Here is an 11,575-nt window from a genome sequence, read left to right as displayed (position 1 = left end):
TTATCATGCTTAACTATTTCCTTTTTAAAAAACTCTTGACAGCAACAATGTATTAGTGTACTATACAAATAGTACACTAATACATTGTTGCTGCGGAGGTGATGCATTTGAAAAATTTTGATGATAAAGCACCCATATATCTTCAAATTATGAATGATATCAAAAGAGATATTATTGCTGGAGATTTAAAAGGAGGAAGCAAATTGCCTTCAGTAAGAGAAATGGCGGAGAACAAAAGAGTAAATCCCAATACGATTCAAAGGGCATATCAAGAACTGGAAAGAGAAAATGTAACCTTTACTCAGAGAGGAATGGGAACATTTATCACTGAGAATACAGAGATATTAAGCAATTTGAAATCAGAGATGTGCAAAGAAGTGATTACTGATTTTATAAACAACCTAAAAAGCTTTGGATTTTCGAATAATGAGATTATCGACATTATTAAGAATTATTTGGAAAAGGAGAATTTATAATGACTGTGTTATTAGAAGCCAAAAATGTTACCAAGAGTTATTTCGGCAAAAAAGCATTGGATGGCGTAAACTTGAAATTAGATACCGGAAAGATTCTAGGTCTTATGGGACCCAACGGAAGCGGGAAAACAACTTTTATGAAAATCGCTGCCGGCTTGCAGCACCCGTCTTCAGGCGAACTATTGATCGCTGGACATACGCCGGGGCTCCTTACAAAATCAATCGTTTCATTTTTACCTGATACGAACCAACTATATCATTGGATGAAAACAAAAGATGCGGTTGACTATTTTCATGATTTTTTCAATGACTTCGATCTGAAAAAGTGTATGGAAATGCTCCAATTTATGAAATTAGACATGAATAGCAGTGTAAAATCACTTTCTAAAGGGATGTTGGAGAAGCTAAATCTATCTTTAATTTTGTCCAGAAAAGCTAAACTCTATATCATTGACGAACCTCTGGGTGGTGTTGACCCTGTCTCACGAGAACAAATTATTGATTCTATATTAAATACCTACCGTGAAGACAGCTCATTAATGATCTCTACACACCTTGTAAATGATATCGAAAGACTTTTTGACGAAATAGCTTTCATCTCGGCAGGCAGTATCGTTCTCACGGGAAATGCAGAGGATTTAAGGTATGAACATTCAAAATCAATTGATGCGCTTTATAGGGAGGTATTTCAAAATGCTTAAACTGATAAAATACGAAATCAAATCAAGATACAAAATATTGCTTTGGATATTTGGAGTTTTTCTTTTCCTAAATATATTAGTGATGCTTAAAATCCGATTTGACGGAGGTATCTTTGAAAATACAGCCGGCACCTCCTATTCCCTAGCCAACAATACCAACAGCCGCATAAACTTCTTTCTACTGCTGTTTTTATCTGTCAGCGGAAATACTATTCCGATCATGATAACCCTATGGGGCATCCAAAATATGTATAGGGCTTTATATGATCCTTCAAGTTATCTTTTGCTCTCTCTTCCTAAAAAAGGATACCTGATTGTGGGCGCAAAAGTTTTGGCAACATTTTGCGAATTCATTGTTAGTCTGGCGTTGGTTTGTATTGTAGCTGCTGCTCAGATTGCAAACGTCACCCTATGCACCAATATAACATTCAGTAAAATGTGGATAATATTTAATGAAAAAGTGTTAGGAGTCGCTTCATTGATCATTCTTATTAGTATTTTAATGCAGATCACGACAACCGTTGCATTATATTTTTCGATCATTATTATCCGAAGCTTTTTTATCAACAAAAAATTCGGTAGTCTTGCAGCTTTTGGAATCTTTATTGCCACCGCGGTTATAATGATTAAGATTGAACATCTGCTGGAAAAAGTATTCCCCTTTAGCATCAACTTAGGTTCTTTCTTACTATTCAAGTTGCCTCACGAGTTATCCATGGAACCTATAAATATTGCCAGCAGTCTTTTTGACTTATTATTTTTCACCGGTTTATTTTTTGCATCCGGATGGCTTTTAGAAAAAAAGGTCGAGGTATAATGTTCCATCCGATACCATAGGAAAAGTTCTCGGAATAATTATTGAATAAAAGCAGATATTTTGTTATGCTTATGTAAAAAGCAATAAACAAATATCTGCTTTCTATTTTTACTTGGAGGTTACTCGACAAATGAATTTTACCAATAGAAATACTAAATTAATTGTTATCGGCATCCTTGCGGTTCTGCTGCTCCATGCAATATTAGGAAGCATCCCCATCAAAGCCGTATTCAACTTGGCGGCTTTGGAAATCATCTTTGCAGGAATCTGTTTGGCTGCCATTATAAGCTTTCCTTTTTCTACTGTAATGGACACAGTCATCATAATCAAGGAAAGTTTTCAGCATCAGATAGCTTATGAAGATGCTATTTATAAAATCCATAAGTTAGCTATCAAAATCAAACGAGAAGGTGTCCTCTCTATTAAACAAGAAATAGACATGGAGAAAGATATATTTTTGCGGGATGCCATGGTACTGCTAAACGATTATAAAAAACCTGACAACATCCAAGACATTCTCTCAAAAGATATCGAAACAAGGCGTGCTAATTTTCAGAAACCTTATAATGTGCTCAAAATGATGGCGCAGGTTGCTCCATCCTTCGGTTTAATCGGTACTTTAATAGGACTCATCGGGCTGCTGTCCAACATAGATCAACCCCGTCTTATTATGGGAAATATGGCTGCCGCATTGGTCAGTACACTTTACGGGAGCTTGATTGCGAATTTTGTTGCAATTCCTCTGATGGGTAGGTTAAAAGAATATACTGACAGTCATATTCTGCGGTATACTATCATCACGGAAGGGATCGTGTTAATCGCCCGCGAAGAAACTTCCCGGGATATCTTTGATAAGATGAACGTCATGCTGAAAGAAGAACAGAGGCTGCAGTATCCACGCAAATTTCCAAATGAAGGGATGTAAAACTTTATGAGTTCCGATCTTAACCAAAACAAGTATGAAATCCAATACCCTAATAGTTGGTTGATCACTTATTGCGATACCATCACCATCATTCTGTGTTTCTTTATTATCTTTTTTATTCTTTCAGCCAATGAAGTTAGCATGCTTAGCGACATAAAAGAGACCCTTTCAACAAAAGTCAATGATTTAAGTACAAAGGTGAATAAGCTCAATTCTGAAAATAAAGAATTAAAGAAAGAAACCGAATCACTAGCTGCTCAGTTATTTGGATTGAACGATATAAAAAAAGACATGAAAACCTCCAATGAAAGCTTCATTACCTATTTACGAGAAAATAATTTATTAGAACAAGTGGATATTGTGTCCAACGGACAAGGATTATTAATCCGTTTTAAAGATGGAGTGCTGTTTAATAGCGGAAAAGGAGAAATATCTTCTAAAGGCTACCAAACACTGGACCAAATCGGAAACACACTTAGAGATATTGACAATGATATTATTATTCAGGGCTTTACCGATAATCTTCCTATCCATACTTCTCAGTACCCCTCAAACTGGGAACTTTCGGTAGCAAGATCGATTAATGTGGCAAAATATTTGATTGAAGAAAAAGGCATACTTGATGAGCGCATCACTGTGACCGGCTATGGAGAACATAAACCAATAGATACCAATAATACTCCTGAAGGCAGAGCCAATAACAGAAGAATTGAAATTACCATTTTGGATTAAATAATAGTGGGGAGTGAGGAGTGGATAGTGGGGAGGAAATTTTCTCCCCACTATCCACTCCTCACTGCTATTTAGCAAGCCATGCTGCCATAAGCTCTCTGGCAATGGGTGCCGCTGTTTGTCCTCCTGTAGAACCACCATATTCGATGATGACGGCCACCGCTACCTGAGGGTCTTCCACCGGAGCAAAACCTACAAACCATGCATGTTCTTTATTTTTCTCTTTCCCGGTAAGCTCATTCTCAGCTGTGCCGGTTTTACCGGCAACGTTAATTCCTTTGATTCCTGCATTTTTCCCCGTTCCGGTCTCCACTACCTCTCGCATCATCTCTTTTACCTTATTAGCTGTTTCAGGCATCATCGTCTGGCAAAGTCTTTCGGGCTTATGGTTGCTTATCACACTTCCACCGACTGTCGTGACTTCACTTACCAAAAACGGCTTCATCATTATTCCCTCATTGGCAACACTTGATGTAATCATAGCCATATGCAGGGGTGTTACCAGAAGTTTCCCTTGACCCATTCCTACAGCTGCCATATCTGTTTCGCTCATATCGTTATATGGAAAAATACTTTGGTTCATTGGAATATCAAAAGGAATGTCTTTTCCAAATCCGACCTTCAAAGCAGTACTTTTTAGATGTTCAGTTCCTAACTTCACACCAATCTGTGAAAAAAAAGTATTACTGGATACCGCCAACGCCTGTTTCATATTTATCAGTCCATGTGCCTTGCTTCCTGAATTTTTTATTTCTTTTCCGTCAATGACAATACTTCCTTCATCTTCAATAGTGAAATCTCCCAGCCCTTGCTCGATCGCAGCCGCGCTGTTCACAATCTTATAGGTAGAACCCGGTATGTACAATCCCTGTGTGGCTCTTGGAAGAAAAGGATACTCTTTTGACTCCACCATTTCCCTCCACTTTTTTTCTAAATTCTCATTCGTGGGGTTAAAATCCGGCTTGCTTACCATTGCTAGAATCTCTCCGGTCTTTGGATTGACTACTACAACCGCTCCTTTTTTACTTCGTAATAATTTCTCTGCTCTTACTTGGAGCTGATGGTCGATCGTTAAGTGTACATGATTTCCTTTTTTTGCCCCACCGGTCAATTTATTTTTTATATCAAAGACTGCATTAAGCTCATTGATCCCTAATAAATATTTATTATAACTCGCCTCAATTAAGGACTTACCGTAAACTTTGGAGCTATATCCTATGATATGGCTATATAAATTCTTGTAAGGATAGATTCTTTGCTGCTTTTCACCTTCTACCTGACTTTCTGCCAGCACAGTCCCATTTCTGTCAAAAACACTTCCCCTGATAGCATTTTCCTCTTGTTCCAGTTGCCGTCGGTTATAGCTGTTGCTTATAATCTTATCCTTCATAAAAACTTCAAAATATGTCATATACCCGATGATGGAAAGAAATAGCATGCTCATGACCACCAGTGTATGGATAATTCTTTTATTGCTCTTGTGCAATTGTCTCATCCTCCATCTCATAAACCTTCTTTGATACAGCCTGTAAAATACCCAACGCAATAAAACTCGTGGTTAATGAGCTTCCACCATAGCTTATAAACGGAAGAGTGATTCCTGTCAGCGGAATAAGTTTGATTACCCCTCCGATAATAATAAACGTCTGAAATCCAAACATCACTGTAATTCCCAGCGCAACCACCTTGTCAAAAATGCTTTCTACAGCCAGCGCAATTTTAAATCCACGGTAAGCTAGTATAAAGCATAAGAGCACCACAGCTACGCCTCCGAAAATACCCATCTCCTCACAAATAGCAGAGAAAATAAAATCAGTCTGAACCTCGGGGATAAACTGAGGACTTCCCAATCCTATTCCTTTGCCGAAAAATCCCCCTGATCCAATCGCAAATAACGATTGGGCGATTTGAAAACCCTTGCCGGCGATATCTGCCCAAGGATTTAACCAAATATCCACCCTTACCTTAATATGGTATACAAACAAATAGCCGAAAGCGCTTCCTAATAAAGCTATGATGCCATTTGCTAAAAGCACTTTAATATTCTCTTCAAACACATAGAGCAACGTAAAATAAATAAGAAAAAATAACAGCGCGCTTCCCCACTCCCTTTGCAGTACCAAAAAAAGCATATAGGTATATGCTGTAGCTGCCAATATGCTCTTACTTCCTATGATAAAATTTCTATCTCCCAATGTTATTTGAAAAGATTTTAATTGTTCAGGATATTTATAGTAGCATGCCAAAAAGAAAATAAATAATATCTTTATCGGCTCGGATGGCTGAAAGCTATGTCCCTTTATTACAATCCAATTGGTTGCCCCCTGTATACTATCTCCCAGAAGTAAAGTCAGTAAAAACAGTACCAGTGAAGTACCAAGGTATAGATACATCCATCGGCTCCAAAAGCGGAATTTTCGGTACATATAATAACTTAAAAAGAATAAAATTATACCTATTGCAAACCAGATAATCTGTTTGATCCCTAACTGCTTATCTAAGCGATAAATCATAATATTCCCCATACTTACCAACATAGCTACAATTAAAAAAATATATTCATCTCCACAAGCTTTCCATCTTAAAAGAAAATGGGATAGATAAATAATTCCAATTACGCACAATCCCCAATAAATGGTATTACGATCATACGGTTCCTTATATAAGAATAACAGTGCAAATGCTATAATATTCACTAATACCACCATTCTGACAGGGCGGTAATAGTTCAAAATTTTTCTCATAAATATGCCCCTCATTCACATTCTTGTACAAATATAAAATCTAATTGCCCAATATGGATTCTGTCTCCGTTTTTTAAAACTACCGGTTCATTCCCTGCCCGCGTATCATTTACAAATGAACCGTTCGTGCTTTCCAAATCTTCTAAAAAATATGTATTATTTTCTGACAAAAAACGTACATGCCTGCCTGAAAGAAAAGGATCCTGAATGACAATTTCATTTTTACTTGCACGGCCTAAAGTCTTATCCTTATCAATAATATAACTTTCATGTACTTTAAAATCCAGCTTTTCTCTGCGGTTGATCAATTTTAAATATGCATGTTTTTCATTGGTCTTTTTACCATGATCATTTAAGGATTTAATATCCAGATAAATGAGGCGTATAATTCCGAAGATAAATACGTAGATAATCAAGATAAAAATGAATTTAAATATGGAAGAAAGTATCTCAAACATTCTATCCCTCCCCGTTCAATAATATTTTACACTTATGTTCAAATATAAAATGTCAATCCGTAATAAATAAATTGTACATTGTCCATTGTCCATTGTCCATTGTCCATTAGTAATTATTCGCTATTTACTATTCTATTATATTATTAGAAATTTTATAAATCAAATAAAAACACTGCTTTAGTTATTAAAACACCCTTGACAAAACATTTTAATTTTTCTATAATACAATCAAGAATAGAGGGAGTAACTAACCTGAAATAGGGATCAAAGTCGTCATTACGGAAACACAAGTTTCCCGGCTTTGATGGCAAATTAGTCTAGTGAGACTCTACGATTAACGCATGTTAATTGTAGAGTCTTTATGTTGTCTCCCACTTTTCTACTATAAAAAATAAGAGCAGCGCTCTTATAAAAGAAAGGATCATCATCTATGGAAGCACTTATTCACAATCACTTATCCTCATTCCCTATTCTGGTTTTAATTCTTGTAATCGCCGGAACGCTTTACACCTTAAGCAAAGGAGCGGACATCCTTGTAGATGAAGCTGTAAGTCTTTCGGTTCATTGGGGTGTACCCAAAATGATTATTGGTGCAACCATTGTTTCGTTAGGAACAACCCTACCTGAAGCCTCGGTCTCAGTTTTGGCAGCGATCAATGGAAATCCCGACCTGGCTCTGGGCAATGCCATTGGTTCAATTATTGTTGATACCGGTTTGATTATAGGTCTGGCTGCCCTTATTGGACGTTTACCGGTAGATCAGATGATTGTCGACCGTCAGGGGAAAGTACAATTTTTAGCCGGGGTTTTATTGGCTGTCGTTTCCCTTCCTATCTTCTCTAATGGTGTCACAGGAAAAATTACACAGTGGATGGGCTGGGTTTTTATTCTACTGCTGGTCACTTATATCTATGTTTCGATCAAGTGGGCTAGAAACTCTGATGCAACTGAAAATGAGAATGAAGATACGTTCGGCGAAGAAAGAAGTCCTATCATCATCCAAATGCTGAAACTGCTTTTTGGCGTAGTGCTTGTGATAGGATCTTCAAAAATACTTATCCCTGCTGTAGAAATAACAGCTATTCGCATAGGGATTCCTCAAAGTGTTATCGCCGCAACCCTTGTTGCTTTCGGAACCAGTCTTCCGGAACTCGTAACTGCCATTACGGCTGTAAAAAAGGGACATGGCGAGCTTGCTGTAGGTAATATCGTTGGTGCCGATATTCTGAATGTGCTTTTCGTAATCGGAAGTGCAGCAGCAGTTACAGCCGGTGGTCTTAACGTGCCGGTAAACTTCTATAAGCTCCAGATTCCGACTATGCTTATTATTCTGTTTGCTTTTAGAATGTTTTCTAAGAATAAAAACCTTGAAATCACTAAAAAAGAAGGGCTATTACTGTTTGGGATTTACATGATCTATTTGGTACTAAACTATACCTGGATTTAAATGATTTGAGAATATGAATTGTAATTGCATGCGGGTCAGCCGGAAAAAGGTTGATCCGCAAAAAATACCCTATACTGTTTTAGAGCCGGATTGAAAAAACCAGCTATAAAATCTGTTGGAAGCATAAAAAGTAATAAATAGCGTGATCCATGTCCAATACCATACCCATCCGGTATATTCAATTAGATCGGTATGAGCTTCTAGAACTGCCTCAATGATAGTGATCACCGAACAATATATGAAATAATGAGCGAATTTTCTAATCCTCGGCTTCTGTTTCGGATAATACAGATTAAACAACACACATATTGCAGGATATTCAAAATATTCAAAAGTAAAGCTGGTTCTGGAAGCATATGAAAATAATCTTATAGGATATTCGATCAAATGCATTTCCACTATATATAAACCCACAAGCCATGTCATGACTTGTTTGAACAAAAAAGCAACCCAAGCATTGCGTATTTTGTCTCTTGGCACAAAAATAATAAGTAAACCAATGGTTATTACCCATGCAGCTAATAAGATCATATACTCTGTTTTCATCTTGAATCCTCTTTGCAGTCTAAATTCTTATATATTATGAAGGATTATCTCATTATACTGCCCCATTTTTATCTTTGCAGCTAATAATGATCCTAAATGTATCTCTTGGATATAAGGCTATGGCTTTTCGATCCTTTATCTTCTCTACCGGATCACAAGTATCCTTTTTGCGGCAATTCTCACATATACTGCAATTCACCTTTTTCATCTCAGTTGCCATGAAATCCCCCCTGCTATCCGTGTTAGATATTTTATATACACTATTATAGTACTATAGACCTATAATTTCAATACATATAGGTCTGCAAGACTAATGATTTATTAATATTCGACATCATTTTTAATTTTCACGATAAGTTGTAAAAAAGCTGATCAGAAACCGAGCCTTAACAGTTTACTTATATCCTAGCTTTTTATATTTAATATCTCATTTCTCAAATCAATAGAGATACTATCCCCTTCTTTAATAAGTCCCGGGTAATACTTGCTAATGATTTCTCTCCATTCCGGCTGTGTAACGTTATCAAGTACTTGATCAGTAACTTCATGAAAACCATTCAATTCAACAATATCCTTCATAAGTTTTTCTTTAATACCTGTCACTCTAAAAGTCTTTTCCATATATATCTCTCCTTATCCTTGAACATAAATTACTCTTAGTATCTCCAAAGATTATTACAAATATAAAAAGCAGGTATCTACTTCTAAATATAGATACCTGCTTTTTATATTTCGTTATATACGTAGCGCAACTGCTTACTATTTCCTATAAATATACATAAAAAAAGAGTGGCTGGCTTACCACTCCGGTGCGTCCTGGATATCTATCTCAAATATTTGGTCCAAATTCATGGTTCTAAAAAGTTTGTAAATATACTTATTAACATTTTTTAATTTTATTTTAAGACCTTTACGCTTAGCTATGGCCATAGCTTGAAGAAAAACTAAGATTCCTTGACTGTCAATATAATTTAATTCTTTACAGTCAAATTGTATGTCGGCAGTACTGCCGCTAACAATCGGAAATATTTCGTTCCTCAGCTTATCGACATTTGAGATATTTATTTCACCCATAATCGAAACAGCTATACAATGGTTGTCATTCCTTAATCCTACTCCAATATCCACATGCAGCACTTCCTTTCGTATTAAGTTATAAATATATAAATTCGACATTTAAAAGTAAAATCCTGCAATATTTATTATTATTTATTCATATTTTACCAAATTAATGTTTGCCATATATGTATAAAGAGCTCCAAACAACCCGGAACTCTTTATAAAAAATATTCATATAGTTAACTATAGAGATGTTATATGTTTCGTGATTCTAAAAAGTGGGCAGCTGATCTAAATTATCACTCTTACTGCCATTGGGATTACTTCTTATATATTCTCTTCCATTCTTAGCAGTGCCAACATTTACGCCTTCTATAAGTCCATCTTTAGCCATCATAATCGCCTCAGATATAGAGTATACATTCCCATTTTCAAGTGCTACATCAGTAATATCCCCATCAGGATTCTTCTTTACTTTAATAATTTTACTTGTATTTTGCATATTCTATCCCTCCTCATATATAGTGTTTGAAAGCAGGATAGATAATATGCACTAGAAAAGCTGATGACATTGATTCTGCCAACAGCTTTCGTCCGCTTATAAAGTATTCTCGGTTTTTAACTCTTTACCCAGCTTTTTAATTGCTTTTTTTTCTATTCTTGATACATAGGAACGAGATATTCCAAGCATCTGCGCTATCTCTCTTTGTGTCTTAACATTACCGTTTAACAACCCATACCGCAGCTGCAATACAATCTTTTCTCTGTTTTTTAATATATTCTTCATTTTATTATATAATTTTTTTACCTGCATTTTTAGTTCCACTTCTTCAAAAACGCATTCACCGTCATTGCCGATAATATCAATAAGTGATATTTCATTACCTCTCATAGATTATCAACATTAATCCAAAAATTGAATAATTTACACAAAAAAATTATGAATTAAATAATCTCATATGGGCATATTAATAGCGTAAGGAACATAACGATTGAGCCAAGATCTATATATGCTCTGAGTAAGGGTGTATATAGGTCGGCCAAAGATTGCATACGGGTCATTTATTGGCTCGTATGCAGTCGGAGGGAAGATTCTATATGGTAAGGAAAGGTTTTATTATAGTCGTATTGAAAAATATATGATTATAATAAGATCCCAACTTATTATGTAGGGTCGAGCGAAGATCATGCAGAGTGCCGAAAAGTCTTTTGGCCAAACGGTTATATGCAGCCGAGAGGTTGCATATGGCTGTGTAGGTATTTTGTATGGTCGAACGAACCATTATTATAGGTAATGACCTGCTTGGTTATGGTCGAAAGATCATAGCTGGGTAATAAGTTATCTGTGATAGTGCAAGGTAGATCGTTATGTTCTTTACTTTTTATTGTCAATTAACTACTCATTTTCAAATAAACATTGAATATTAGCAGCAAAATATTATCTATATATTTTCCCTAAAATATTACTATATTTCGAAAAACAGTGAATATTATTCTATATTAATATCCATAATATTACTGATGGAGCACATGCTCTTTTCTTAGATACAATGGCGTATCAAAGAGTTACAATGGTGTACAAGAGTATGCTCTCCGAATGACACTAAAATTTTTCTTCACAAACCTGCTGGTCGGCCAACCTTGCAGGTTTCTTGTTTTCTGTATGATAC

At 35.9% G+C, this 11,575-nt stretch carries 14 protein-coding genes and 1 pseudogene; 6 read left to right on the top strand and 9 right to left on the bottom strand.

The features are described 5' to 3' along the window. Window positions 1-101: 101 nt before the first annotated feature. The 5 genes from QKW49_RS00900 to QKW49_RS00880 all read left to right on the top strand — a co-directional run bounded on the left by QKW49_RS00900 (window position 102) and on the right by QKW49_RS00880 (window position 3,651). On the top strand, window positions 102-476 hold the full coding sequence (locus QKW49_RS00900) for a GntR family transcriptional regulator (RefSeq protein ID WP_282865715.1): 375 nt from the start codon (window positions 102-104) through the stop codon (window positions 474-476). Next, on the top strand, window positions 476-1,177 hold the full coding sequence (locus QKW49_RS00895; protein WP_282865714.1) for an ABC transporter ATP-binding protein: 702 nt from the start codon (window positions 476-478) through the stop codon (window positions 1,175-1,177). The genes QKW49_RS00900 and QKW49_RS00895 overlap by 1 nt, the downstream gene beginning before the upstream one ends. Then, window positions 1,170-1,994, top strand: coding sequence for a hypothetical protein (locus QKW49_RS00890; protein ID WP_282865713.1), 825 nt, complete (start codon window positions 1,170-1,172; stop codon window positions 1,992-1,994). Before QKW49_RS00895 ends, QKW49_RS00890 begins: the two co-directional genes overlap by 8 nt. A gap of 130 nt (window positions 1,995-2,124) precedes the next feature. Further along, window positions 2,125-2,919: a MotA/TolQ/ExbB proton channel family protein gene (locus QKW49_RS00885; RefSeq protein WP_282865712.1), complete on the top strand. Its 795-nt coding sequence runs from the start codon at window positions 2,125-2,127 to the stop codon at window positions 2,917-2,919. Between the two features lie 6 nt (window positions 2,920-2,925). Beyond that, entirely contained in the window at window positions 2,926-3,651 is a 726-nt protein-coding gene (locus QKW49_RS00880) for an OmpA family protein (RefSeq protein ID WP_282865711.1), read from the top strand. A 67-nt stretch (window positions 3,652-3,718) separates the two neighbouring features. Here QKW49_RS00880 and QKW49_RS00875 read toward each other — a convergent pair whose 3' ends face one another. The 3 genes from QKW49_RS00875 to QKW49_RS00865 are packed head-to-tail and all read right to left on the bottom strand — an operon-like array spanning window position 3,719 to window position 6,853. Beyond that, entirely contained in the window at window positions 3,719-5,137 is a 1,419-nt protein-coding gene (locus QKW49_RS00875; protein WP_282865710.1) for a penicillin-binding transpeptidase domain-containing protein, read from the bottom strand. Next, complete coding sequence (locus tag QKW49_RS00870; RefSeq protein WP_282865709.1) at window positions 5,121-6,395, bottom strand: FtsW/RodA/SpoVE family cell cycle protein; 1,275 nt, start codon at window positions 6,393-6,395, stop codon at window positions 5,121-5,123. Before QKW49_RS00870 ends, QKW49_RS00875 begins: the two co-directional genes overlap by 17 nt. Before the next feature lie 11 nt (window positions 6,396-6,406). Next, on the bottom strand, window positions 6,407-6,853 hold the full coding sequence (locus tag QKW49_RS00865; RefSeq protein WP_282865708.1) for an FHA domain-containing protein: 447 nt from the start codon (window positions 6,851-6,853) through the stop codon (window positions 6,407-6,409). A gap of 430 nt (window positions 6,854-7,283) precedes the next feature. Here QKW49_RS00865 and QKW49_RS00860 point away from each other — a divergent pair, with 430 nt between their 5' ends. Further along, on the top strand, window positions 7,284-8,300 hold the full coding sequence (locus QKW49_RS00860) for a calcium/sodium antiporter (RefSeq protein WP_282865707.1): 1,017 nt from the start codon (window positions 7,284-7,286) through the stop codon (window positions 8,298-8,300). 69 nt (window positions 8,301-8,369) lie between these two features. Here the strand turns inward: QKW49_RS00860 and QKW49_RS00855 are convergent, their stop codons facing one another. From QKW49_RS00855 to QKW49_RS00830, 6 genes and pseudogenes are all read right to left on the bottom strand, one after another. Next, the gene (locus tag QKW49_RS00855; protein ID WP_282865706.1) at window positions 8,370-8,846 is read right to left on the bottom strand and encodes a CBO0543 family protein; all 477 of its coding nucleotides are present in this window, start codon (window positions 8,844-8,846) and stop codon (window positions 8,370-8,372) included. Between the two features lie 52 nt (window positions 8,847-8,898). Beyond that, window positions 8,899-9,066, bottom strand: a complete 168-nt coding sequence (locus QKW49_RS00850; RefSeq protein WP_282865705.1) for a hypothetical protein — start codon at window positions 9,064-9,066, stop codon at window positions 8,899-8,901. Between the two features lie 185 nt (window positions 9,067-9,251). Further along, window positions 9,252-9,467, bottom strand: coding sequence for a hypothetical protein (locus QKW49_RS00845; RefSeq protein ID WP_282865704.1), 216 nt, complete (start codon window positions 9,465-9,467; stop codon window positions 9,252-9,254). Between the two features lie 177 nt (window positions 9,468-9,644). Continuing rightward, window positions 9,645-9,974: an STAS domain-containing protein gene (locus QKW49_RS00840; protein ID WP_282865703.1), complete on the bottom strand. Its 330-nt coding sequence runs from the start codon at window positions 9,972-9,974 to the stop codon at window positions 9,645-9,647. A gap of 202 nt (window positions 9,975-10,176) precedes the next feature. Further along, window positions 10,177-10,407 carry a DUF3892 domain-containing protein gene (locus QKW49_RS00835; protein ID WP_282865702.1) on the bottom strand — a complete coding sequence of 77 codons (231 nt, stop codon included), beginning with the start codon at window positions 10,405-10,407 and terminating at the stop codon, window positions 10,177-10,179. A 96-nt stretch (window positions 10,408-10,503) separates the two neighbouring features. After that, window positions 10,504-10,791 (bottom strand): annotated as a pseudogene (locus QKW49_RS00830) (sigma-70 family RNA polymerase sigma factor); the annotation flags it as partial. Window positions 10,792-11,575 lie beyond the last annotated feature (784 nt).

The organism is Petroclostridium sp. X23 (assembly GCF_030013905.1).
Taxonomy (GTDB): domain Bacteria; phylum Bacillota; class Clostridia; order SK-Y3; family SK-Y3; genus X23.
The sequence above is the reverse complement of the archived record's forward strand: the minus strand, read 5'-3'. Positions and strand labels throughout refer to the sequence as shown.

Coding starts and splice junctions, on each gene's coding strand:
- QKW49_RS00865 (WP_282865708.1), bottom strand. CDS start 6,853: ATGTTTGAGATACTTTCTTCCATATTTAAATTCATTTTTATCTTGATT.
- QKW49_RS00890 (WP_282865713.1), top strand. CDS start 1,170: ATGCTTAAACTGATAAAATACGAAATCAAATCAAGATACAAAATATTG.
- QKW49_RS00855 (WP_282865706.1), bottom strand. CDS start 8,846: ATGAAAACAGAGTATATGATCTTATTAGCTGCATGGGTAATAACCATT.
- QKW49_RS00860 (WP_282865707.1), top strand. CDS start 7,284: ATGGAAGCACTTATTCACAATCACTTATCCTCATTCCCTATTCTGGTT.
- QKW49_RS00835 (WP_282865702.1), bottom strand. CDS start 10,407: ATGCAAAATACAAGTAAAATTATTAAAGTAAAGAAGAATCCTGATGGG.
- QKW49_RS00880 (WP_282865711.1), top strand. CDS start 2,926: ATGAGTTCCGATCTTAACCAAAACAAGTATGAAATCCAATACCCTAAT.
- QKW49_RS00850 (WP_282865705.1), bottom strand. CDS start 9,066: ATGGCAACTGAGATGAAAAAGGTGAATTGCAGTATATGTGAGAATTGC.
- QKW49_RS00845 (WP_282865704.1), bottom strand. CDS start 9,467: ATGGAAAAGACTTTTAGAGTGACAGGTATTAAAGAAAAACTTATGAAG.
- QKW49_RS00885 (WP_282865712.1), top strand. CDS start 2,125: ATGAATTTTACCAATAGAAATACTAAATTAATTGTTATCGGCATCCTT.
- QKW49_RS00895 (WP_282865714.1), top strand. CDS start 476: ATGACTGTGTTATTAGAAGCCAAAAATGTTACCAAGAGTTATTTCGGC.
- QKW49_RS00870 (WP_282865709.1), bottom strand. CDS start 6,395: ATGAGAAAAATTTTGAACTATTACCGCCCTGTCAGAATGGTGGTATTA.
- QKW49_RS00900 (WP_282865715.1), top strand. CDS start 102: ATGCATTTGAAAAATTTTGATGATAAAGCACCCATATATCTTCAAATT.